The sequence below is a fragment of the Streptomyces sp. NEAU-W12 genome, from assembly GCF_026242095.1.
GTDB lineage: Bacteria > Actinomycetota > Actinomycetes > Streptomycetales > Streptomycetaceae > Streptomyces.
This window is the reverse complement of the sequence record NZ_JAPJDM010000004.1, coordinates 34567-57213: the sequence shown is the minus strand read 5'-3', so window position 1 is coordinate 57213 and position 22647 is coordinate 34567. Positions and strand designations below refer to the sequence as shown.

23 protein-coding genes and 1 tRNA gene are annotated in these 22647 nt (G+C 72.3%); 12 read left to right on the top strand and 12 right to left on the bottom strand.

Annotated features, from left to right (window positions below; all coding sequences use genetic code 11):
* Positions 1-67: 67 nt before the first annotated feature.
* From ORI94_RS06460 to ORI94_RS06450, 3 genes are all read left to right on the top strand, one after another.
* Entirely contained in the window at positions 68-1276 is a 1209-nt protein-coding gene (locus ORI94_RS06460; RefSeq protein ID WP_266073350.1) for a phytanoyl-CoA dioxygenase family protein, read from the top strand.
* Between the two features lie 19 nt (positions 1277-1295).
* The gene (locus tag ORI94_RS06455) at positions 1296-2072 is read left to right on the top strand and encodes an SDR family oxidoreductase (protein ID WP_266073348.1); all 777 of its coding nucleotides are present in this window, start codon (positions 1296-1298) and stop codon (positions 2070-2072) included.
* 159 nt (positions 2073-2231) lie between these two features.
* On the top strand, positions 2232-3236 hold the full coding sequence (locus ORI94_RS06450) for a Gfo/Idh/MocA family oxidoreductase (RefSeq protein ID WP_266073346.1): 1005 nt from the start codon (positions 2232-2234) through the stop codon (positions 3234-3236).
* 85 nt (positions 3237-3321) lie between these two features.
* Here ORI94_RS06450 and ORI94_RS06445 read toward each other — a convergent pair whose 3' ends face one another.
* The 5 genes from ORI94_RS06445 to ORI94_RS06425 are packed head-to-tail and all read right to left on the bottom strand — an operon-like array spanning position 3322 to position 8298.
* Positions 3322-4341: a Gfo/Idh/MocA family protein gene (locus tag ORI94_RS06445; RefSeq protein ID WP_266073344.1), complete on the bottom strand. Its 1020-nt coding sequence runs from the start codon at positions 4339-4341 to the stop codon at positions 3322-3324.
* Positions 4342-4378: 37 nt separating this feature from the next.
* Entirely contained in the window at positions 4379-5281 is a 903-nt protein-coding gene (locus tag ORI94_RS06440; protein ID WP_266073342.1) for a sugar phosphate isomerase/epimerase family protein, read from the bottom strand.
* A 1-nt stretch (position 5282) separates the two neighbouring features.
* A complete protein-coding gene (locus ORI94_RS06435) occupies positions 5283-6194 on the bottom strand; it encodes an ATP-binding cassette domain-containing protein (protein WP_266073340.1) in 912 nt (303 codons plus the stop codon).
* 5 nt (positions 6195-6199) lie between these two features.
* On the bottom strand, positions 6200-7276 hold the full coding sequence (locus tag ORI94_RS06430) for an ABC transporter permease (protein ID WP_266073338.1): 1077 nt from the start codon (positions 7274-7276) through the stop codon (positions 6200-6202).
* A complete protein-coding gene (locus ORI94_RS06425) occupies positions 7276-8298 on the bottom strand; it encodes a sugar ABC transporter substrate-binding protein (RefSeq protein ID WP_266073336.1) in 1023 nt (340 codons plus the stop codon). Before ORI94_RS06425 ends, ORI94_RS06430 begins: the two co-directional genes overlap by 1 nt.
* A gap of 320 nt (positions 8299-8618) precedes the next feature.
* Between ORI94_RS06425 and iolC the strand changes: the two genes are divergently transcribed.
* The 6 genes from iolC to ORI94_RS06395 all read left to right on the top strand — a co-directional run bounded on the left by iolC (position 8619) and on the right by ORI94_RS06395 (position 15795).
* Positions 8619-9617, top strand: coding sequence for a 5-dehydro-2-deoxygluconokinase (gene iolC / locus ORI94_RS06420; RefSeq protein ID WP_266073334.1), 999 nt, complete (start codon positions 8619-8621; stop codon positions 9615-9617).
* 13 nt (positions 9618-9630) lie between these two features.
* Positions 9631-10506, top strand: a complete 876-nt coding sequence (locus ORI94_RS06415; protein WP_266073332.1) for a deoxyribose-phosphate aldolase — start codon at positions 9631-9633, stop codon at positions 10504-10506.
* An 84-nt stretch (positions 10507-10590) separates the two neighbouring features.
* Complete coding sequence (gene iolB / locus ORI94_RS06410) at positions 10591-11484, top strand: 5-deoxy-glucuronate isomerase (protein WP_266073330.1); 894 nt, start codon at positions 10591-10593, stop codon at positions 11482-11484.
* The gene (iolD, locus tag ORI94_RS06405) at positions 11481-13352 is read left to right on the top strand and encodes a 3D-(3,5/4)-trihydroxycyclohexane-1,2-dione acylhydrolase (decyclizing) (RefSeq protein ID WP_266073328.1); all 1872 of its coding nucleotides are present in this window, start codon (positions 11481-11483) and stop codon (positions 13350-13352) included. The genes iolB and iolD overlap by 4 nt, the downstream gene beginning before the upstream one ends.
* Before the next feature lie 104 nt (positions 13353-13456).
* Positions 13457-14950, top strand: coding sequence for a CoA-acylating methylmalonate-semialdehyde dehydrogenase (locus ORI94_RS06400; RefSeq protein ID WP_266073324.1), 1494 nt, complete (start codon positions 13457-13459; stop codon positions 14948-14950).
* Between the two features lie 59 nt (positions 14951-15009).
* Complete coding sequence (locus tag ORI94_RS06395) at positions 15010-15795, top strand: GntR family transcriptional regulator (RefSeq protein WP_266073322.1); 786 nt, start codon at positions 15010-15012, stop codon at positions 15793-15795.
* A gap of 54 nt (positions 15796-15849) precedes the next feature.
* On the opposite strand, the gene ORI94_RS06390 is transcribed toward ORI94_RS06395, so the two are convergent.
* The 5 genes from ORI94_RS06390 to ORI94_RS06370 form a co-directional block, all read right to left on the bottom strand.
* Positions 15850-16833: an aldo/keto reductase gene (locus ORI94_RS06390; protein WP_266073320.1), complete on the bottom strand. Its 984-nt coding sequence runs from the start codon at positions 16831-16833 to the stop codon at positions 15850-15852.
* Between the two features lie 142 nt (positions 16834-16975).
* Positions 16976-18130, bottom strand: coding sequence for a hypothetical protein (locus tag ORI94_RS06385; protein ID WP_266073318.1), 1155 nt, complete (start codon positions 18128-18130; stop codon positions 16976-16978).
* A 168-nt stretch (positions 18131-18298) separates the two neighbouring features.
* Complete coding sequence (locus tag ORI94_RS06380) at positions 18299-18631, bottom strand: DUF3140 domain-containing protein (protein WP_266073316.1); 333 nt, start codon at positions 18629-18631, stop codon at positions 18299-18301.
* A gap of 6 nt (positions 18632-18637) precedes the next feature.
* Positions 18638-18865 carry a DUF2945 domain-containing protein gene (locus tag ORI94_RS06375; RefSeq protein WP_266073314.1) on the bottom strand — a complete coding sequence of 76 codons (228 nt, stop codon included), beginning with the start codon at positions 18863-18865 and terminating at the stop codon, positions 18638-18640.
* A gap of 191 nt (positions 18866-19056) precedes the next feature.
* Complete coding sequence (locus ORI94_RS06370) at positions 19057-19272, bottom strand: hypothetical protein (RefSeq protein ID WP_176726263.1); 216 nt, start codon at positions 19270-19272, stop codon at positions 19057-19059.
* Between the two features lie 240 nt (positions 19273-19512).
* Here ORI94_RS06370 and ORI94_RS06365 point away from each other — a divergent pair, with 240 nt between their 5' ends.
* Positions 19513-19776 carry an HU family DNA-binding protein gene (locus ORI94_RS06365; protein WP_266073311.1) on the top strand — a complete coding sequence of 88 codons (264 nt, stop codon included), beginning with the start codon at positions 19513-19515 and terminating at the stop codon, positions 19774-19776.
* Positions 19777-20004: 228 nt separating this feature from the next.
* On the opposite strand, the gene ORI94_RS06360 is transcribed toward ORI94_RS06365, so the two are convergent.
* A tRNA-Pro gene (locus ORI94_RS06360) sits at positions 20005-20078 on the bottom strand.
* 99 nt (positions 20079-20177) lie between these two features.
* On the opposite strand from ORI94_RS06360, the gene ORI94_RS06355 reads away from it, so the two are divergent.
* A complete protein-coding gene (locus tag ORI94_RS06355) occupies positions 20178-20750 on the top strand; it encodes a DUF309 domain-containing protein (protein ID WP_266073309.1) in 573 nt (190 codons plus the stop codon).
* Between the two features lie 112 nt (positions 20751-20862).
* Positions 20863-21636 (top strand): precorrin-6A synthase (deacetylating), encoded by a 774-nt coding sequence (cobF, locus tag ORI94_RS06350; protein ID WP_266073307.1) that lies wholly within the window; start codon positions 20863-20865, stop codon positions 21634-21636.
* A 47-nt stretch (positions 21637-21683) separates the two neighbouring features.
* Here cobF and ORI94_RS06345 read toward each other — a convergent pair whose 3' ends face one another.
* Positions 21684-22469, bottom strand: coding sequence for a cobalt-precorrin-6A reductase (locus ORI94_RS06345; protein ID WP_266073305.1), 786 nt, complete (start codon positions 22467-22469; stop codon positions 21684-21686).
* Between the last annotated feature and the right edge of the window lie 178 nt (positions 22470-22647).

Here is a 22647-nt window from a genome sequence, read left to right as displayed (position 1 = left end):
CTTTGTACTGACAAGAATGACAGTGCCGCGTCCCCCGCGACCCGAAACGTGACCCGAAAGGACGACCATGTCCTTCTCCACCGCCTCCACCCCGGTCCAGCCGTCCGCCGACGCCCCCGCGCAGGCAGCGGAGCGGCGGCCCTGGCTGTCCGGGCAGGACTGCGACCTGGACGCCTTCCACGCCCTGGTCGAGCGGACCACGGACCTCGCCGCCCACCCGCACGCCGCCGCAGTGGAGCAGAACGTGCTGCTCTACGACGCCGACCGGCTCGCCCTCGCCGACCGGCGCGAGGTCCAGGCCGAGCTGGTGCGCGCCCTCGCCGACGGCCCCGGCGTCGTGGTCGTCCGGGGCGCCTTCCCCGACCCGGCGGTCGTGGACCGGGCCACCGCCGTGTTCGACGCCCTGATCGCCGGGCAGCGCGCCACGGGCGCCACCGCCGGCGACCACTTCGCCAAGCCGGGCGCCAACGACCGGGTGTGGAACGCCCTGGAGAAGACCGCCCTCTACGACCCGCAGGCCTTCGCCGACTACTACGCCAACGACGTGATCGCGCTGGTGTCCGCGGCCTGGCTCGGCCCCGGCTACCAGGTCACCTCCCAGGTGAACGTGGTCAACCCGGGCGGCGCGGCCCAGACCGTGCACCGCGACTACCACCTCGGCTTCCTCTCCGACGAGGCCGCCGCCGCCTACCCGGCGCACGTGCACCGCCTCTCCCCCGCGCTCACGCTGCAGGGCGCGGTCGCGCACTGCGACATGCCCGTCGAGTCCGGGCCCACGCTGTACCTGCCGCACTCGCAGAAGTACGGGCCCGGTTACCTCGCCTGGCGGCTCCCCGAGTTCCAGGCGTACTTCGAGGAGCACCACGTACAGCTGCCGCTGGCCAAGGGCGACGCGGTCTTCTTCAACCCGGCGCTGTTCCACGCCGCCGGCGCCAACCGCTCGGCGGACGTCCGGCGCATGGCCAACCTGCTCCAGGTGTCCTCCGCGTTCGGGCGGGCCATGGAGACGGTGGACCGCGAGACCGTGACGGGTGCCGTCTACCCGGTGCTGCTCAAGAGCCGGGCGGAGGGCGTCGGCGAGCAGTGGCAGGAGAACGTGATCGCGGCGAGCGCGGAGGGCTACCCCTTCCCCACCAACCTCGACAACGACCCGCCCGTCGAGGGCCTGGCCCCGCCCTCGCAGGCGGACCTCGTACGGCGGGCACTGCGCGAGAACTGGACCGTGCGCACCCTGCGGGAGGCGCTGCGGGCCGGCGCCGGACGGCGTGAGAGCTGAAGGGAACCGGAACACGGCCATGGGACTTCTCGACGACAAGGTCGTCCTCGTCAACGGCGGCAGCCAGGGTGTCGGCGCCGCCGTCACGCGGGCCGCGGTCCGCGAGGGGGCGGCCGTGGCCGTCACCGGGCGGCGGTCCGAACCCGGTGAGGCCCTCGTGGCGGAGCTGACCGCCGCGGGCGGCAGGGCGGTGTTCGTCCGCGCCGACCTGGCCGACGCCGAGCAGGCCAGGGGTTCCGTCGCCGAGGCCGTACGGGCGTACGGCCGGGTCGACTGCCTGGTCAACTCGGCGGGGCTGACCTCGCGCGGAACCCTGCTGGACACCACACCCGAGCTGTTCGACCAGCACATCGCGATCAACCTCAGGGCACCGTTCTTCGCCATGCAGGCCGCCGTCGCGGACATGGTGCGGCGCGAGGAGCCCGGCACGATCGTCAACATCATCACCTCGTCGGCGCACGGCGGACAGCCCTTCCTGGCGCCCTACGTCGCCGCGAAGGCCGGACTCGTCGGACTTACTCGCAACGCGGCGCACGCCCACCGGTGGGACCGGATCCGGATCAACGGGCTGAACATCGGCTGGACCGCCACCGAGGGCGAGGACGCCACCCAGCGCACCTTCCACGGTGCCGGCGACGACTGGCGCGAGCGGGCCGCCGCCCGGCTGCCGATGGGCAGACTGGGCCGGCCGGACGAGATCGCCGACTTCGTGGTCCTGCTGCTGTCCGACCGCTCCGGCGTGGTGACCGGCTCCGTGATCGACTGGGACCAGAACGTCCTCGGCGGCCTCGACTGACTCGACTGGCAGGACAGCACCCGCCACGCCCCGCTCTCTCCCCCACGCAAGACCGCATCCCGCATCCCGCATCCCGCATCCCGCACCCCGCACCCCGCACCCCGCACCCCGCACCCCGCACCCCGCACCCCGCACCCCGCACCCAAGGAGTACCACCCCATGCGCATCGGAATCCTCGGCCTCGGCCGTATCGGCGCCTTCCACGCCGAGACCCTCTCCGGGCTCGACTCCGTCGAGTCACTCGTCGTCTCCGACCCGTTCGCGGACGCCGCGAAGGCCGCCGCCGAGCGCTTCGACGCCGAGGTCGCGGACTCCCCCGAGGCCGTGCTCGCCGCCGGCGTGGACGGCGTGGTGATCGCCGCGGCGACCGACGCCCACCCCGGGCTGATCCTCGCCTGTGTCGAGGCGGGCGTCCCCGTGTTCTGCGAGAAGCCGGTGGCCCGCACGATGGCCGAGGGGGTGCGGGTGCTGAAGGCGGTCGAGGGCCGAGGCGTGCCGATCCAGATCGGTTACAACCGGCGCTTCGACGCGGGCTTCGTCGCCGCGCGGGCGGCCGTGCGCAGCGGGGAGCTGGGCAGGCTGCACACCGTGCGCTCGACCACGCTGGACCCGGCGCCGCCGCCGGCCGCGTACATCGCCGCGTCCGGCGGAATCTTCCGTGACTGTTCCGTGCACGACTTCGACATCATCCGCTGGGTGACCGGCCGCGAGGTGACCGAGGTGTACGCGGTCGGCGGCAACCGGGGCGCCGACTACATCAAGGAGGCGGGCGACGCCGACACCACCGGCGCGATCCTCACCCTGGACGACGGCACCATCGCCATGGTCTCCAACAGCCGCCACAACGCCCGGGGGTACGACGTCCGCATGGAGATCCACGGCTTCGCGGACTCCATCGCGGTCGGTCTGGAGGACAAGCTGCCGCTGCGGTCGGTGGAGCCCGGGGTGGCCTTCCCCGCGGGCACCCCGCACGACTTCTTCATGGACCGCTTCACCGCCGCCTACCGCGCCGAACTCACCGCGTTCACCGAGGTCGTGGCCGGTTCCCGGCCGTCCCCGTGCACGGTGGCGGACGCCCTGGAGGCGGGCTGGATCGCCGACGCATGCACCCTGTCCCTGCACGGGCACCGCCCCGTGACCGTCGAGGAAGTACGGCAGGCCTGAGCGGCGGTACGCGCCCCCGGGCTCCGGGGGACGGACCACGTGGGGGCCGCCTTCCTGGAGGGCGGCCCCCGCACACCACGTCACCTCACCGGTACAGCGCCGGTTTCTCCGCCAGTTCGACCGGCACGCGGCAGCCCTCCTGGAGGGCCCGGACGCCGGCCTCGCAGACGGCGGCCGCCGCGTAGCCGTCCCAGGCGCCGGGTCCGTCGACCCCGCCCCGGCGGGTGGTGTCGACCCAGGCCCGCAGCTCGTCGTCGTAGGCCTGGGCGAAGCGCTCGGTCCAGTCCTGGGTGATGGTGCCGCCCCAGCGGCCGGCCGTGTGGGTGACCAGGTGGTGGCCGTCGCCGACGCGGGCGGTGCCGCGTTCGCAGACCACCTCGGCCTGGACCTGGTAGCCGAAGCCGCAGTTGACGAAGATCTCGACGTCGCTCAGCGCGCCGCCGTCGGTCTCCAGGACGACGAACTGCGGGTCGCGCAGCCCGTCGGGCGCCCCGGTGGAGGAGTCGGGGGCGAGCACCGTGACCGCCGTGATCTCGTGACCCAACAGCCAGCGGGTGACGTCGACTTCGTGGGAGACGGAGTCGGTGATCAGCATGGAGCTGGTGAAGGACGGCGAACTGGTCACGTTGCGGTGCCGGTTGTGCAGCATCAGGGGGCGGCCCAACCGCCCTGTTCCCAGCAGCGCCTTGAGGCGGACGTACTCGGTGTCGTAGCGGCGCATGAAGCCGACCTGGATCCGGCGGCGGCCGAGTGCCTGTTCGGCTTCGACGACGCGCAGCGCGGAGGCCGCGTCGGGGGTGAGCGGCTTCTCGCACAGGACGGGCAGGTCCAGCTCGAACGCGGCGAGCAGGGCGGCCTCGTGGGCCGGTCCCGGGGAGGCGATGAGCACCGCGTCGACGCCGGCCGCCGCCATCGCGGCGGCCGGGTCGGTGTGCGCGGTGCAGCCGTCGATGCCCGCGGCCACCGCCTTGGCCCGTTCCACGTCGGTGTCGGCGACCGCGGCGACCCGTGCGCCGCTGATCACCCGGTCGATCCGGCGCACGTGGTCCGCGCCCATGCGGCCCGTGCCGATGACGGCGATGCCCAGGGGCTGGTTGCCGTGCACGGCCCCCGCCTCCCTTCCGGGTCGTCCGGCGGCGGTTTCAGGCGCCGCAGGAGCGCAGGAACCTGCGGGTGCGGACCGCGATCGGCAGCGGCTTGTCCGGCTCGCAGGGGTACATGTCCTGCTCGACGATCGCGAACAGGTCCACGTCCAGCTTCTGGGCGGCGGTCAGGACCGCGCCCAGCTCCGGTACTCCGGCGGGCGGTTCACACATCACTCCGCGCTGCACGGCGGGACCGAACGGGATCCCGTTCGCGACCACGTCGGCGAGGATGTCCGGGTCGACCTGCTTGAGGTGCAGGTAGCCGATGCGTTCGCCGTAGGTCTCGATGAGCTTGACGCTGTCGCCACCGCAGTAGGCGTAGTGCCCGGTGTCGAGGCACAGGTTGACCAGGGAGGAGTCGGTGGAGTCGAGGAAGCGCTCGACGTGCTCCTCGGTGTCGATGTGGGTGTCGGCGTGCGGGTGGACGACGATGTCGAGCCCGTAGGTGTCCCGGACCTGGCGGCCGAGGCGTTCCATGCCCTCGGCGAGGTGGCCCCACTGCTCGGTGCTGAGCTCCGGGGGCTCCAGGATCTCGGCGGTCTTGTCGTCGCGCCAGAAGGACGGGATGACGACCAGGTGCTTGGCGTCCATGGCGCGGGTGAGCGAGGCGACCCGGCTGACCTGCTCCCAGGTGGACTCCCACTCGGAGGGGCCGCGGTGCAGTCCGCAGAAGATGGTGCCGGCGGAGACCTTGAGGTCCCGCTTCTCCACCTCGTCGGCCAGGCGGGCCGGGTCGGTCGGGAGGTAGCCGTAGGGGCCGAGTTCGATCCAGGAGTAGCCGGCCTCGGCGACCTCGTCGAGGAAGCGCTGCCAGGGCACCTGCTGCGGGTCGTCGGGGAACCAGACGCCCCAGGAGTCGGGGGCGGAGCCCACCCTGATGCGGTCGAGTGCGACTGCCATGTCAGGACTTTCCTTCCGGGGACGCCACTGCGGGGGCCTGAAGGTCTCCCTCCTCGGGGAGCTCCTCGACGTCGACGCCGCGGACCTGCGCCAGTTCGTGTTTGAGTGCGGCGAGTTCGGTTCCGCCGGCCATGTGGTGGGTGAGTTCCTCCAGGGAGACCTCGCTGCGGGCGGCGGAGAGTTCCGTGGTGCCCAGGCGCAGGACGCTGAAGTGGTCGCCGACCATGTAGGCGTGGTGCGGGTTGTGGGTGATGAAGATGACGCCGAGGCCGCGGTCGCGGGCGGCGGCGATGTACTTCAGTACCACACCGGACTGCTTGACGCCGAGGGCGGCGGTGGGCTCGTCCAGGATGAGGACGCGGGCACCGAAGTAGACGGCGCGGGCGATGGCCACGCACTGGCGCTGGCCGCCGGAGAGGGTGCCGATGGGCTGTTCCAGGTCGTCCAGGACGATGCCCATGTTGCGCAGTTCCTCGTCGGCGGTCCTCTTCATCCGCTCGATGTCGAGACGGCGGACCGGCCAGGGGCCCTTGGTCATCTCCGAGCCGAGGAAGAAGTTGCGCCACACCGGCATCAGCGGGACGACGGCGAGGTCCTGGTAGACGGTGGCGATGCCCTTGTCGAGGGCTTCGCGCGGGGTGGAGAACCGTACCGGGGTGCCGTCGACGAGGAACTCGCCCTCGGTGTGCTGGTGCAGCCCGGAGACGATCTTGATGAGGGTGGACTTCCCGGCGCCGTTGTCGCCGAGCACGCAGGTCACGCGGCCGGGGTGGACGGCCAGGTCGACCCCGTGCAGGGCGCGGATGTTGCCGTAGGACTTGCCGGCCCCGCGGAGTTCGACCAGGGGGTGCTTCCCCTCGGGGGCGGTGTCCTGCAGGACACCGCCGTGGGTGCCGGTCGTGTCGTCGGTCATTGCGGTCACCTCCGGGTCGCCGTGCGCTGGACCCACAGATTGATGAGGACGGCGCCCAGGAGCATCACGCCGAGGAATGCCTTGAACCAGTCCGGGTTCCAGCCGGCGTAGACGATGCCCTGCTGCACCATGCCGAACATGAAGGCGCCGAAGACCGGGCCGATCGCGCTGCCGTAGCCGCCGGTCAGCAGGCAGCCGCCGATCACCGCGGCGGCGATGTAGATGAGCTCCTGGCCCACGCCCTCGCCGGACTGCACGGTGTTGAAGGAGAACAGCTGGTGCATGCCGACGAACCAGGCGCCGAAGCCGACCAGCATGAACAGGGAGATCTTGGTGAACGTCACCGGCACACCGACGGCTCGGGCGCTCTCCTTGTTGCCGCCGACCGCGAAGACCCAGTTGCCGTACCTGGTGCGCAGCAGGACCCAGGAGGCCAGGACCGCGAAGGCCAGCCACCACACGACGGTGATCTTCACCTGGACGCCGCCTACCTCGAAGCTCGAGGCGAAGACGGCCCTGGCCTGCTCGAAGCCGTCCATGTCGCTGATGTCGTCGGTCGCCACGTTCCCGGTGACCAGCTTGGTCACCGCGAGGTTGACGCCCTGCAGGATCAGGAAGGTGCCGAGGGTGACCAGGAAGCTGGGCAGCCCCGTCCTGACCAGGAACCAGCCGTTGAACAGGCCGACGGCGAGGGACACCGCCAGGGCGACGACCACGCCCACCCAGACGTTCATGGACAGCTGGTAGGCGAGCATGCTCGCGGTGAGCGCCGAGGTGACCACGGCGACACCGGCCGACAGGTCGAACTCGCCGCCGATCATCAGCAGCGCGACCGGCAGGGCCATGATCCCGATGGTCGACGACTGGTACAGGATGTTCGCCATCGAGCTGCCGTCCCGCATGGGCGGGGCGGTGATCAGGAAGAAGATCAGCACGGCCAGGGCGCCGAGGAAGACGCCGACCTCGGGCCGGGCCAGCAGTCGCAGCGCCAGCGGGCGCCGCGCGGTGCGGCCGTCGGTCGCCTTCGGGCCGGGGGCCGGCGGTGGGGTCACCGCCGGCTCAGCCTGTCGGGTCATACTCATCACCGGGTGCCCTTCGCGGCGTACCCGGCGACCGCGTCGACGTTGGACTCGTCGACGAACGCGGGGCCGGTCAGCACCGGCTGCTCACCTCCGCCGCTGTAGTTGCCGTTGTTCTCGTAGAGCCACAGGCCGTCGACGGCGAGGTAGCCCTGGAGGTAGGGCTGCTGGTCCACGGCGAACTCGATGTCGCCGGCCTGGATCGCCTTGGTCAGCTCCTTGTTCAGGTCGAAGGTGGCGACCTTCGCCTCGCTGCCGGCGTCGCCGACCGACTGCACCGCGGTCTGCGCGAAGGGGGCGCCGAGGGTGGCGACGTAGTCGATGGAGGAGTCCTGCTTGAGCTTGGCGGTGATGGTCGACTTCACCGACGGCATGTCGGTGCCGTTGACGTTGAGGATCTGGGTCTCGCCCTCGAAGGTCTCCTTCAGACCGTCGCAGCGCTGGGTCAGGCCGACGTTGCCCTGCTCGTGGACGACACAGACGGTGTTCTTGGCGCCGACCTCGTTGAGCTTCTTGCCGAAGGCCTCGCCGGCCACGGACTCGTCCTGGCCGAAGAACTCCAGCAGGCCGAGGTCCCTCCAGTCGCTGAGGCCGGAGTTGAGGCCGACGACGGGTATGCCGGCCTTCTCCGCCTTGGCGAGGACGCTCTTGAGGGCGTCCGGCTTGGCGAGGGTGACGGCGATGCCGTCGACCTTCTGGTCGATCGCGTTCTGCACCAGGTTGGCCTGGTTGCCCGCGTTCGGGTCGGCGGAGTAGATGAGATCGACGTTGTCCTTCGCGGCGGCGGCCTCGGCGCCCTTGCGGACGATGTCCCAGAAGGTGTCGCCGGGCGCCTGGTGGGTCACGAGGGCGACGGTCATCTCGGGCGTGCTCGCCTTGCCGGCCGCCGCGCCGTCGCCACCGCCTTCCTCGGCCTTCTTGCCGCCGGAGCCGCTGGAGCAGCCGGCGAGGGTCAGGGCGGCCGCCGCGGCCACCGCGACGAAGGGCACGATTCTGCGGGGGCGGTGGTGAGAAGAGCGGTCCATCTTGCCTGCACCTCACTGTGCTACGCGGAAAAAGGGGCGGGGGTCCGAGAGTCCTCCCCGGAGCCTCGGACGTCCGGGTCTGTGTCGTCGTGCGAAACAGCTGTCGTGCTGGGACGGGATCAAAGTCCCTGACGCGCACTCTGTCAATACTTTGTTAAGACATCATTTCACTTGCTAGTCCGAATGTAAGTACAAACTATTGACACCGCCGCCCTCCGAGACCTACACCTGAGAGGCGGCAGGTCCCTTGGCTTCCACGCCCCCACCGTGGCAGGGCACCCCGGGACCCGCATCCCCAGCAGTTCGAGGAGCTTCGCTCGATGACCGACTCAGACGCACCACAGTATTTCGACCTGATCACCATGGGCCGCATCGGGGTCGACCTTTACCCACTGGAGACCGGCGTTCCGCTGACAAAGGTCGAAACCTTCGGAAAGTTCCTCGGTGGTTCGGCCGCGAACGTGGCGGTGGCCGCCGCCCGGCTCGGCCGCTCCACGGCCGTGATCACCCGTACGGGAGACGACCCGTTCGGTACCTATCTGCACGAGGCCCTGAGGGACTTCGGCGTCGACGACCGGTGGGTCACCCCGGTCGCCGCGTACCCGACGCCGGTCACCTTCTGCGAGATCTTCCCGCCGGACGACTTCCCCCTGTACTTCTACCGCCGGCCCAAGGCCCCCGACCTGGAGATCCACACCGCCGAGCTGGACCTCGCCGCCGTCCGCGCGGCCGGGATCTTCTGGATCACCGGCACCGGCCTGAGCGAGGAGCCGAGCCGCCGGACGACGCTCGACGCACTCGAGGCACGCGCCGGGACGGGCACCACCGTGTTCGACCTGGACTGGCGCCCGATGTTCTGGCGCGATCCCGACGAGGCCCGCCCCCACTACCGCCAGGCACTGCGGCACGCCACGGTCGCGGTCGGCAACCTCGACGAGTGCGAGGTCGCCACCGGAGTGCGCGAGCCCGAGGCGTGCGCCGAGGCGCTGCTGGCGGCCGGTGTGGAACTCGCCGTGGTCAAGCAGGGCCCCCGGGGCGTGCTCGCCGTGCACCGCGACGGCACCCGCGCACAGGTGCCGCCGGTCCCGGTGGACGTGGTCAACGGCCTCGGCGCGGGCGACGCCTTCGGCGGCTCGCTCTGCCACGGCCTGCTCTCGGGCTGGGACCTGGAGCGCACCATGCGCCACGCCAACGCCGCAGGCGCCCTCGTCGCCTCGCGCCTGGCCTGTTCGTCCGCCATGCCCACCGGGCCGGAAGTCGCGGACCTCCTCGCGCGGGCCGAGCCGCCGGGCGACGCGAGCCTGCCGAGCCAGTCCTGAACGGAGTCCTTCCTTGAACCTCAGCATCTGTGACCTCACCACGGTCCGGGCCCGGCATCCGGAGGCCGTCGCCGAGGCTGCGGCCCGCCGGGCCCGCCGTCCGCTGATCGGCGACGGCGGACGGCTGATGATCGTGGCCGCCGACCACCCCGCGCGGGGTGCGCTCGGCATCGGCGACCGGCCCCTGGCCATGGCCGACCGCGCCGATCTGCTGGAACGGCTGTGCCTCGCGCTGTCCCGGCCCGGCGTGGACGGGGTGCTGGCCACCGCCGACATCCTCGAGGACCTGCTGTTGCTCGGCGCGCTCGAGAACAAGGTCGTCATGGGGTCGATGAACCGCGGAGGTCTGGCCGGCGCGGCCTTCGAGATGGACGACCGCTTCACCGGCCACCGCCCCGAGGACATCGAGCGGTTCGGCTTCGACGCGGGCAAGCTGCTGGTCCGCATCGACTACGACGACCCGGGGTCCCTGACCACCCTGGAGTCCACCGCCCGCGCCGTCGACGCCATGGCCGAGCGCCGGCTCCCGGTGTTCGTGGAGCCGTTCATCTCGCGCCGGGTCGGCGGCAGGGTCCGCAACGACCTGTCCGCCGAGGCCGTCACCCGCTCCATCGCCATAGCCTCCGGACTCGGCGGCACCTCCGCCTACACCTGGCTGAAACTGCCCGTCACCGAGAACGCCGACGACATGGCGGAGGTCCTGCGCGGCTCCACGCTGCCCGTGGTCCTGCTCGGCGGCGAGGTCAGCGACCAGGAGGCGGCGTACGAGCGGTGGGGCAAGGCGCTGAAGCTGCCCTCCGTGCAGGGCATGGTGGTCGGCCGCTCGCTTCTCTACCCGGCCGGCGGCAGTGTGGAGGAGGCGGTGGACACGGCCGTGAGCCTGCTGTGAACGGTGCGTCGACCGTGAACCACGAGTCCGCTGATCCTGTTGTGAACTGTGAACCATGAGCCGGTTGTGACCGGAAAGGCTGCCATGACCCATCACCTTCCCGCGGACCGTGCCCCGGCCGGCCCGTACCGTGTCGACGTGACCCCGGAGTCGGCCGGCTGGGGCCACTCCAGCCTGCGTGTGCTGGAGCTGGAGCCGGGCGGCACGCACACCTTCGACACCGGCGGGAGCGAGTGGATCGTCCTGCCGCTCAGCGGCGGCTGCACGGTCGCCTCCGCCGACGCCTTCGGCCACGACTCGTTCGAACTCGCCGGCCGCACCGGCGTGTTCGACGGCGTCACCGACTTCGCCTACGTGCCGCGCGACGCCCGCGCCACCGTCACGTCGGCCGGCGGCGGACGGTTCGCGCTCACCGGCGCCCGCTGCACCAGGCGGCTTCCCGCCCGCTACGGACCTGCCTTCGACGTCCCCGTGGAACTGCGCGGTACCGGCACCTGCTCCCGTCAGGTCAACAACTTCGGGGCGGCCGGCACGTTCGAGTGCGACAAGCTGATCGCGGTCGAGGTGATCACCCCCGGCGGCAACTGGTCGTCGTTCCCGCCGCACAAGCACGACGAGCACCGGCCGGGCGAGGAGTCCGTGCTGGAGGAGATCTACTACTTCGAGTTCGCGGACCACGACGGCGTCCCCGGCCTCGGCTACCAGCGGGTCTCCCCGTCCGGTCCGGGCCGGGACACGGACGTCCTGGCCGAGGTGCGCGACGGCGACGTGGTGCTCATCCCGGACGGCTGGCACGGGCCGTCCATGGCCGTGCCCGGCCACCACATGTACTACCTCAACGTCATGGCGGGCCCCGAGGACGAACGCGCCTGGCTGATCTGCGACCATCCCGACCACGCCTGGATCCGCTCCACCTGGCCCGACCAGCCCCTCGACCCCCGCCTGCCCCTCTACACCGCCCCGGAGAGGTCCGTATGAGCGCCGCCACCCGCCGACTGACGACCGCCCAGGCCCTGGTGCGGTTCCTGGCCGCCCAGTACACGGAACGGGACGGCGTACGGCACCGGCTGATCGCGGGCACGTGGGGCATCTTCGGCCACGGCAACGTGGCGGGCGTCGGGCAGGCACTCGTCGAGTACGCCGATGTCATGCCGTACCACCAGGGCCGCAACGAGCAGGCCATGGTGCACGCGGCCGTCGCCCACGCCCGCCAGCTCAACCGGTTGTCGGCGCAGGCCGTGACGACCTCGATCGGCCCCGGCGCCACCAACCTGGTCACCGGCGCCGCGCTCGCCACCGTCAACCGGCTGCCGGTGCTGCTGCTCCCCGGCGACTGCTTCGCCTCGCACGCGGCCGACCCGGTGCTCCAGCAGCTGGAGCACCCGATCGAGGCGGACCTGTCCGTCAACGACACGCTGCGCCCCGTCTCCCGCTACTTCGACCGGATCACCCGCCCCGAAGCGCTGATCGCGTCCGCGCTGAACGCCGTACGGGTGCTCGCCGACCCGGCCGAGACCGGCGCCGTCACCCTCTGCCTGCCGCAGGACGTGCAGGCCGAGGCGTTCGACTGGCCTCGGGAGTTCTTCGACGACCGCGTCTGGCGGGTGAGGCGTCCGGCGCCGGACCCCGTCGAGCTGGAGGAGGCGGCCAAGGCCGTACGGGCCGCCCGCCGTCCGCTGATCGTCGCGGGTGGCGGCGTCCACCACAGCGAGGCCGAGGAAGCACTCCGTGCCCTCGTGGACGCCACCGGCATCCCGGTCTCCTCCACCCAGGCCGGCAAGGGCTCCCTGCGCCACGACCACCCGGCCGACCTGGGCGGCATCGGCCACACCGGCACGGCGGTGAGCGACGAACTGGCCCGCACCGCCGACCTGGTGATCGGCGTCGGCACCCGCTACTCCGACTTCACCACCGCCTCCGGCACCCTCTTCGCCGACCCGGGCGTGCGCTTCCTCAACCTCAACATCACCGGTTTCGACGCCCACAAGCTGGGAGCGCGCACCCTGGTCTGCGACGCGCGGACCGGTCTGGAAGCGCTGGCCGGGGCGCTGGCCGGGCACCGTGTGGACGCCGCGTACGAGGCCGGGTACGCAGCCGGGAAGGAACGCTGGGAGCAGGTCGTCGAGGCCGCCTACCGCGCCGGCGACGAGAACGCCGTACCGACCCAGACCCAGGTGCTCGGCGCGCTCGACGCGGTCGTGGGCGACGCGGACGTGGTGATCAACGCGGCCGGTTCGCTCCCCGGCGACCTGCACAAGCTGTGGCGGGCACGCAGCCCGCGCCAGTACCACCTGGAGTACGGCTACTCCTGCATGGGCTACGAGATCCCGGCCGCGATCGGCGTCCAGCAGGCCGCGCCCGGCACACCGGTGTGGGCGCTGGTCGGCGACGGCACGTACCTGATGATGCCGACGGAGATCGTCACGGCCGTCCAGGAGCGGCTGCCGGTGAAGATGGTGCTGATCCAGAACCACGGGTACGCCTCCATCGGCGGCCTGTCCGAGGAGACCGGCGGTGAGCGCTACGGCACCGCCTACCGCTACCGGGCGAAGGACGGCACCTTCAGCGGTGACCCGCTGCCCGTGGACCTCGCGGCGAACGCGGCCAGCCTGGGCATGGACGTGCTGCGCGCCAGGACCGTGGGGGAGCTGCGCCACGCCCTGGCCGCGGCCCGCGCCGCCGAGCGTCCGACCTGTGTGTACGTCGAGACGGACCCGGCGCCCACCGCTCCCCCGGCCGAGGCCTGGTGGGACGTGCCGGTGGCGGAGGTCGCCTCCCGCGAGGCCGCCGTCCGGGCGCGCGAACGGTACGACGCCCAGGTCGCCGGCCGCCGCCGCCACCTCTGAACCGCTGCGCCCCTGCACCGCCGCACCGCGCCGCCGACACCCCGGGCCCGGCATTTCGAGCCCTCCCGTACCGACTCACCGCACGTGAAAGGTCGTCCGCTCTCATGAAGACCATCAGCCACTGGATCGGCGGCAAGCCCGCCGAAGGCACCTCCGGCCGTTTCGGCCCCGTCTGGAACCCGGCCACCGGCGCCCAGGAGAAGCAGGTCGCGTTCGCGGACACCACGGAGGTGGACGCCGCCGTCGCCGCCGCGAAGGACGCCTTCGGGAGCTGGGGCACCTCGTCGCTGGCCAGGCGCACCGCGGTCCTGTTCAAGTACCGCGAGCTGCTGGACGCCCACCGCGACGAGATCGCGGAGCTGATCACCGCCGAGCACGGCAAGGTGCACTCCGACGCCCTCGGCGAGGTCGCGCGGGGCATGGAGATCGTGGAGCTGGCCTGCGGGATCAGCGTGCAGCTGAAGGGCGAGCTGTCCACGCAGGTCTCCAACCGCGTCGACGTCGCCTCGATCCGCCAGCCGCTGGGCGTGGTCGCCGGCATCACGCCGTTCAACTTCCCGGCCATGGTGCCGATGTGGATGTTCCCGCTGGCCATCGCGTGCGGCAACACCTTCGTGCTGAAGCCGTCCGAGAAGGACCCGTCGGCCTCCGTGCGCCTCGCGGAACTGGCCACCGAGGCGGGCCTGCCGGACGGTGTGCTGAACGTCGTGCACGGCGACCGCACGGCCGTGGACCGCATCCTGGAGCACCCCGACATCGAGGCCGTCTCCTTCGTCGGCTCCACCCCGATCGCCCGGCACATCCAGCTGAAGGCGACCGAACACGGCAAGCGGGTCCAGGCCCTGGGCGGTGCCAAGAACCACATGCTGGTCCTGCCCGACGCCGACCTGGACCTGGCCGCCGACCAGGCGATCAACGCGGCGTACGGTTCGGCCGGCGAGCGCTGCATGGCCGTGTCGGTCGTGGTCGCGGTCGGTGACATCGGCGACGACCTGGTGGGCCGGATCACCGAGCGTGCCAGGAAGCTCCGCATCGGTCCGGGCAACGACCCGGCCTCCGAGATGGGCCCGCTGATCACCCGCGAGCACCGCGACAAGGTGGCCTCGTACGTGGCGGGCGCGGCGGCGCAGGGCGCCGAGGTCGTGCTCGACGGGACGGGGCTGACGGTCGACGGCCACGAGGACGGCTTCTTCGTCGGGGTCTCGCTGCTCGACCGGGTGCCGCTGACCGCGGACGCCTACCGGGACGAGATCTTCGGTCCGGTGCTGTGCGTGGTCCGCGCGGAGACCTACGACGAGGCCGTCGCGCTGATCAACGACTCCCGCTGGGGCAACGGCACCGCGATCTTCACCCGGGACGGCGGCGCCGCCCGCCGCTTCCAGCTCGAGGTGAAGGCGGGCATGGTCGGCGTCAACGTGCCGATCCCGGTCCCGGTGGGCTACCACTCCTTCGGCGGCTGGAAGGACTCCCTCTTCGGCGGCCACCACATCTACGGCAACGACGGCGTCGCCTTCTACACCCAGGGCAAGGTCATCACCACGCGCTGGCCGGACCCGTCCGACGGGGGCATCAACCTCGGCTTCCCGAGCAACTCCTGACCCCCGGTCCCCCGAGCGACTCCTGCCCCGGGAGCGCTCCGCGACAGGAAGGTACGTCCATGGCGAAGACCGGTGGCCCGGCCCGTGCCGTGCCCGGACCCGCGCTCAGCTCACTGGACTTCCCCCTGGACCGGGGCAGTCCGGTGCCGCTGTACCACCAGCTCGCCCAGCAGCTGGAAGCGGCGATCGTGCAGGGCGTCCTCGCCCCGGGCAACCTCCTGGGCAACGAGGTCGACCTCTCGGTGCGCCTCGGCCTGTCCCGCCCCACGGTCCGCCAGGCCATCCAGTCCCTCGTCGACAAGGGACTGCTGGTCCGACGGCGTGGGGTGGGCACCCAGGTGGTGCACAGCCAGGTCAGGCGCCCCCTGGAGCTCAGCAGCCTCTACGACGACCTGGAGGCGGCCGGGCAGGGCCCGAGCACGGAGGTCGTCCGCCACGAGACGGTCCCGGCGCCCCCCGGCGTGGCGGCGGCCCTGGGGCTGCCCGAGGGCGGGGAAGCGGTCCTCCTCGAACGTCTGCGCCGCACCCACGGCCGGCCCGTCGCCCTGCTGTGCAACTACCTCCCGTCGGGCCTGCTGGAACTGGACGACGCCCGGCTGGAGTCGACCGGCCTGTACCGCATGATGCGTGCGGCGGGCATCACCCTGCACAGCGCCCGGCAGACCGTCGGTGCCCGTTCGGCCACCGCCGGGGAGGCGTCCCGCCTGGACGAGAAGGAGGGCGCCGCCCTGCTCACCATGCACCGCACCGCCTACGACGACACGGGCCGCGCGGTGGAGTACGCGTCCCACGTCTACCGCGCCTCGCGCTACTCGTTCGACTTCCAGCTGCTGGTCAGAACCTGAGCGGGTGCCCTTCGGCGGGCCCGGGGCGGGTGCCCCGGGCCCGCCCCGGGCGTCTCAGTGCGCCGCGTCCAGCCGGGCCCGCTGCTCCGGCGACAGGTCCAGGTCCACCGCCGCCAGGTTCTCCTCCAGCTGTGCCACGGAGGAGACTCCGGCCAACGGCAGGATCGGCGGTTCGTGGCCGAGCTGCCAGGCCAGCACCACCTGGCCGGCACCGGCCCCGGTCTCCCGGGCGACCTCGTGCAGCACCTTCAGCCGGGCGGGTGTCCCCGGGTGGTCGTAGTCCCGGGGCAGCCGCTCCGGCCGGGCGTACGCGCCCTTCAGCAGCGGCGAGTAGGCGACCAGGGCCAGCCGGGGATCGTCCCGCAGGTAGGTGAGCAGTTCGGCGCCGGCGTGCCCGAGGCTTCCGTCGGGGAAGAGGGCCTCGGGCACGTCGGCGCGGGGACGCAGGTAGCTGTGCTGGTACTGGAGCACCTCGTAGCCGGGCAGTCCCGCGGCGGCGGCGAGGGCGCGGGCCCGCTCCACCCGCCACACCGCGTGATTGCTCGCGCCGAGCAGTCCGACCGTGCCCTCGGCGACGAGGGCGGCGAAGCCCTCGGCCGTCTCCCGGAGAGGGACCGCACGGTCCTCGATGTGCGCGTACAGCAGGTCCAGCCGTTCCATGCCGAGCCGCTCCCTGCTGCGCTCGGCGGACTCCCTGATCACCTTCGCCGAGAGCCCCTCCGGGTTGTCGACGTAGCTGGTGCCGGGGGCGAGGGGCCGGGCGCCCAGTTTGGTCGCGACGACGATCTCGTCGCCGACGCCCCGGCTGCGCCGCCAGCGGCCGAGCAGCGCCTCGCTCTGTCCGCCCTGACCGCCGTCGGTCCAGAAGGCGTAGTTGTCGGACGTGTCGATGAAGTTGCCCCCGGCCTCGACGTAGCGGTCGAGTACGGCGAAGGACGTCTTCTCGTCCGTCACGGAGCCGAACAGCATCGCGCCGAGCGCGAGCACGCTCACCTCCCGGCGGGTCCGCGGATCGCTGCCGATGGTGCGGTACTTCATGGCGTTTCCCTCCCGTGAGCACCCCGTCGTCGGGGCACGGAACGGGAGTCTTCAGCTTGAAGCGCACTTCAGGTCAAGGGCGTACGCGGCGGACCGGCGCACCGGCCCCACGGGCAGGAGCCGGGCGGTGACGGGAAACGGCCTACTTGTTCGTGGCCCGGAAGCGGCCGAACGCCTTCGTGAAGCTGCTGAGCGGCGAGCCTTCCTCCCCGGCCGCCGGTTCCGGCGCGGGTGGCCGGGGCACGCCGTCACCGCCGGTCACCTCGGCGAGTGCGGCCTGCGCCGCCTCGGCCGCTTCCCGGTACAGGTCACGGGACTCCGTCATGGCTTCGAGCGCGTGGGCGTACCTGGCGACCATGTCCTGGGCGTGGGCCAGTTCCTCGTCCGGGCTGAGCAGGTGCCAGCCCTCGCGCAGCCGCGTCAGGGCCTGCTCGGCCCCGGACGGCAGGGGCCTCGGGAGCGCGGCGGACTCGATGATCCTGCCGAGGAACTCGACCGGCTCCGAGCCGTCCAGGAAGATGGTGCGCACCGTGAAGTGCTCCGGGTCGTAACCCGGTTGCCGCGGCACCGTGGGCAGGACGACGGCGCCTCCGCGCGGCATCCGCAGCTTCAGCTCCCGCTGCAGCGCGAAGTCGGCGATCCGGGCCTGCTCCGGCGTGCCCCGGTGCTCGACCACCCGGTGCCGCAGGCTCGGCGGCAGGAACTCCGCGACCGGCCTCTGCCCGCGCGCGTCCGGTGTCATCGCCTCGTGCACCACGACGTGGACGAACCAGCTGCTGCGCGCGCAGTCCCGCAGCCGACGGCGCACGTCGTCGTCGTCCTTCGGCAGGTGGTTCACCGTCCGCAGGCGCACGCCCGGAACCGTGTCGTGGTCCCACTCGACCTGGCTGCTGTCCGGCCAGAACAGGGTGGCGGGCGACGGCCAGCGAGCGTCCCACGCGCGCTCCGCCTCGGCGACGAGGATCCAGGTGACCCCCTCGGCCTCCGCCCCTCGGACCTGCGGGTCGTACGTGGTCAGCTGCGCGCGCACCGTGACGTCCCCGGCCACACGCCAGCGGGCCTCGAAGAGGCGGCGGGCCGACGGGCCGAGGTCGGCGGAGGTGTCCCGGGGGTGCAGGACGGTGGACCGGACCGCCTCGACGGGGTCGAGCTCCAGGAAGTCGTCGAGGCCCCCTGCCGCCTTGAGGGCGATGAGGTTGCGCCGGACGTCCAGCTCGGGCTCGGGGTCCGGGTGGCGCCCGCGTGCCAGCCATACGGTGTCGGGGACGGTGGGCGTGGGAGTGCTGTTTTTGACCATGGAGTCGTTCTGTGAGTGACCAGGGGGCCCGATCAGTATGGTCGGTGCACCGGCGCACCGTCCATGACCTGCGGCACCTCACTCGCGGACACCGGCACTCTCCCGGCCCCGGCATGCTCTCCGCTCGCCCCGCGACGGTGTGCGGAAGCGCCCCTGACCCGTCTCGCGTCATGCCAGCGGGTCGTGGCCCCAGTTCATGAGCGAATGCCGCCACCGGGTGTCCTGGACGTCGCCCGGGGGCCGCTGGGCCAGATGCCGCCGGACGTAGCCGACGACCTTCCGCATGTGCTGGTAGTCGTCGTCCGAGAGGTCGCCCTTCTTCGCGCGCAGGACATCCACGATCCGGCGGCCCGAGGCGTGCCCCGTGGACTCTCCCCCGCCCTTGTCCTGTCCGGCGTTCCGCGACTGCTCCGAAGCCAGCCACTTCTCCAGTTCGGCCGGCTTCATGTTCACCAGCTCACGGAACGCGTCCCAGGTCTTTTCCCGCTCGTCGCCGTCCACGTGGCCTCACTTCCTCTTCAGGGCGGACGGCTTGTGCACCGCGGACCTGCCGGACTTCTCGCTGCGGACCTGGTACTGCGGGTCGTCCGGCGAGGCGTCCACCGTTCGTCCCGCGGCTTCCGTCCGCTCGGTGATCTCCTCCTCCACCTCGCCCTCGGTCCGACTTCCGTGACTGCTCCAGGCGACCTTGTCGCCTTTCTCGGGCTTCTTTCCCCCACCACGGCTGTCCGCCATTCCGGTTCCCCTCACTGTGGGCTGCGGGAAGCTCGGTTCCTCTCCCTCCAGGGTGAAGGATCACCGTGCGCCCCGCAGCTCACGAGCGGGTTCGGACCGGGGAGGGGCCGGGCCCGGAAGTCATCGCCGACGCGATGCCGGGCGCGTGCCGGTATCGATGTCCCGGACACCGTCCCTGTGTGCCGCCGGTCCTACTTCTCGTAGGTCGACAATGCCAGGCCGAGGGCGAAGAAGGTGGGGGCCCACTCTCCGACGAAGATGCCCCACCGATCGGCGCGCTCCTCTCCCTTCTTCTCCACCCGCAGTGAGGCGTTCCAGGAGACGACGGACAGACCGATGGAGACGAAACCGGCCGTGTAGGCGTGTTCCGCTCGGATTCCGGCCTCGTGCAGCTTCTTGACCAACACGAATGACTCGCTTTCTGCCGAAGGGGGAGGTCACCCACATCACAACCGCGGTCCGGCGGATCAGCGAGTGGTGTGCCGCCGAATGGCTCACCGCCCCCGGTGGGGGCCAGGACGTCACACCGTGACGCGGGGCCCCTCCCCCACCCGCACGCCCGTCAGGAGATGCACCGAGCACCGGATGCCACGATCGTGGCATCGCAGGCTTCGGCTCCCCGGCTCCCCGGCGAACAGGCAGGACACATGGACAGGACCCAGTTGATCGAGGCGACCACGGGCAATGCGGCGCACAACGGCGACGGCAGCCGGCTCACCCCCGAGCATGTCGAACGTGCGCTCGACGCCGTCTTCGGGACCGTGGAACATCCGGGCTCGATCGCCGAGGCCCTCCGGCGGGGGGAGACGGTCGTCCTGGGCAGCTTCGGCAGTTTCCGGACGGACGGTGAGACGGTCACGTTCCGGCCGGGCAAGGCCCTGACCGAGTATCTCCGGAGCGCGACGGAATGACCGCGGCGCATGAGGCGACCGCGTGAGGACGGCGGTGGCGCCGGGCCGTCGCGCTCGGGGCTGCCGTCGTTCTCTCCTCCACGGCCGGCGGTCCCGTTCCGGGAGACGCCGTCGGTGCGGTTGCTCGCTCCTGCCCCGCGGTCCTGCAGGCGTGCGCCGTCCCCGAACGCGGAGAGGGGCCGGTGTCGGACATCTCCGACACCGGCCCCTGCCTGCGACTCTCTCGAGTCGGGACGACAGGATTTGAACCTGCGACCCCTTGACCCCCAGTCAAGTGCGCTACCAAGCTGCGCCACGTCCCGATGCGCTCACGTGCGGTGGACCGCGTGAGCGCGCGGTCCGTACTTTACCCCACGGCCCCGGCCGGACCGAAAGCGGTCCGGGCACGGGACAATCGGGGTATGGGCAGCAAGGACAGCATCTCCTGGGTGCAGGACGGCAGGACCGCCTCCGGGCGGGCGGGCGACGCGCGCGACCGGGACGGTGACGGGCGGGCGCGCAGTGCGCGGCCCCGGGACGGGCTGGGGCGACCGCTGCCCCACGGGGCGCAGGGCGTGCCGCGGCAGCCGGAGGGAGTGGTCCGGCCGCCGCTGGAGAGCGTCGCCGAGGCGCAGCGGCTGCTGGACGAGGGGAAGCCGTTCCACGCGCACGAGGTGTTCGAGGACGCCTGGAAGTCGGGGCCCGAGGAGGAGCGGGAGCTGTGGCGGGGGCTCGCCCAGCTCGCCGTGGGGCTCACCCACACGGCGCGCGGGAACGTGACCGGCGGGGCCCGGCTGCTGCGGCGCGGGGCGGGCTCGGCCGAGGAGTGGGCGGCGGGCGCGGGAAAGGCGTGTCCGTACGGGATCGACCTCGGCGGTGTCGTCGCGTGGGCCAGGGAGCTGGCGGCGGAGGTCGAGCGGGGGGACGGCGTTCCCGTGGACGCCGGGGCGCGGGCGCCGCGGCTGCGGGCGGGGGCGCGGGGGCAGGGCTCGTAGGCGGGAGGTTCCGGGAGGTTCCTGGACGGCGGCCCCCTCCACGGGGCGGGCGGCAGGGGCGAGGCGTGGAGGCGGTGGGCCCGGCGTCGGAGGCGTGCGGCAGACTCGGGGCGTGCGAAAGATTCATGTCATCGGTATCGGTGCGGGCGACCCCGACCAGTTGACCCTGCAGGCGGTCGGGGCGCTGCGCGGCACGGACGTGTTCTTCCTCCTCGACAAGGGTGAGGTGAAGGCGGACCTGACCGGCCTCCGCCGGGACATGCTCGACGTGCACCTGCCCGAGCGGGCGTACCGCGTCGTGGAGGCGCGCGACCCGGAGCGGGACCGGCGGGCCGGCGGTGCCGCCTACTCCCCCGCCGTCGACGACTGGCGCAGCGCCCGCGCGGACATCTACGCCCGGCTGATCGCCGATGAGCTGGGCGAGGACCAGGTCGGCGCATTCCTGGTGTGGGGTGACCCCTCGCTGTACGACAGCACGCTCGCGATTCTCGAGGAGGTCCTGGCGCGGGGCGAGGTCGCCTTCGACTACGACGTCGTTCCGGGGATCAGCAGTGTCTCCGCCCTCGTCGCCCGGCACCGTACGGGACTCAACCGGGTTGGCCGACCGGTCCAGATCACCACCGGCCGGAGGCTCGCGGAGGGCTTCCCGCAGGGGGTGGACGACGTGGTCGTGATGCTGGACGCCCACCAGGCCTTCCGGCGGTACGCGGACCAGGACGTCGACATCTACTGGGGCGCCTACATAGGCACCCCGGACGAGATCCTCGTGGCCGGACCGCTTGCCGAGGCGGCGCCCCGGATCGAGGCACTGCGTGCCGAGGCCCGCGAGCGCAAGGGCTGGATCATGGACACGTATCTGCTGCGCCGGAATCCCGGGGACGGATGAGCCCTGAAGGCAGGTGCGCCCCGGGGGCGCGTGAGTCCCGGGAGGCGTCAGGGAGACCCCAGTCTCTCCAGGACGCCCGCGACGTCGGGCACCGTGCTCACGCCTTCCGGAAGGGGCGGGCGGCTGACGACCACGACCGGCAGGCCGAGTCCGCGGGCTGCCGTGAGTTTGGCGGAGGTCGCCGGTCCCCCGCTGTCCTTGGTCACCAGGACGTCGATGCGGTGCTCGCGCAGCAGGGCCGTCTCGTCGGCCACGCCGAACGGGCCGCGGGCCAACAGGACACGGGTGTGCGGCGGCACGGGCGGCTCGGGGGGCTCCACCGACCGTACGACGAAGTGGAGCCGGGTCAGGTGTGCGAAGGCGGCGAGGCCGAGGCGGCCGGTGGTGAGGAGGGCCCGCTGCCCGAGCCGGGGCAGCAGGTCGGCGGCGGCCTCCAGGCTGGGGACCGGGTGCCAGCGGTCGCCGGGCCCCGGCTGCCAGCCGGGGCGGCGCAGGACGACCAGGGGCAGGCCGGTCGCGGTCGCGGCCCGAGCCGCGTTCGCCGTGATCGTCCCGGCGAACGGATGGGTGGCGTCGATCAGGGCGGTCACGCGCTGGTCGCGCAGCCAGTCGGCGAGCCCTCGGGCCCCGCCGAAGCCGCCGACGCGCACCTCGCCCGCGACCGCTCCGGGCCGCGCCACGCGCCCGGCGAGCGAGGTGGTCACCCGTACGCCGGGGCGGGCGGTCAGCTCGGCGGCGAGTTCGCGTGCCTCGGTGGTGCCGCCGAGGACCAGGACGTGCGGGGGCGGCAACGAGGGTGAGGGTTGCGGCGGATGCGACGGCTGCGGGGACATGGCGTCGAGCCTACGGGGGCCGGTACGAGGCAGCCGCGGCGCAGGTGCCGGGCCGGTTGCCGAAGGGCGCGCGGCGGGCCCGGAAAGGGGCGCCGCGAGGGCCGGAACGGATCATGGCGGGTACGGGAACGGGGCAGGCCCACGGATGTCGGACATGAGCCGGGACCGGGTCACGGAA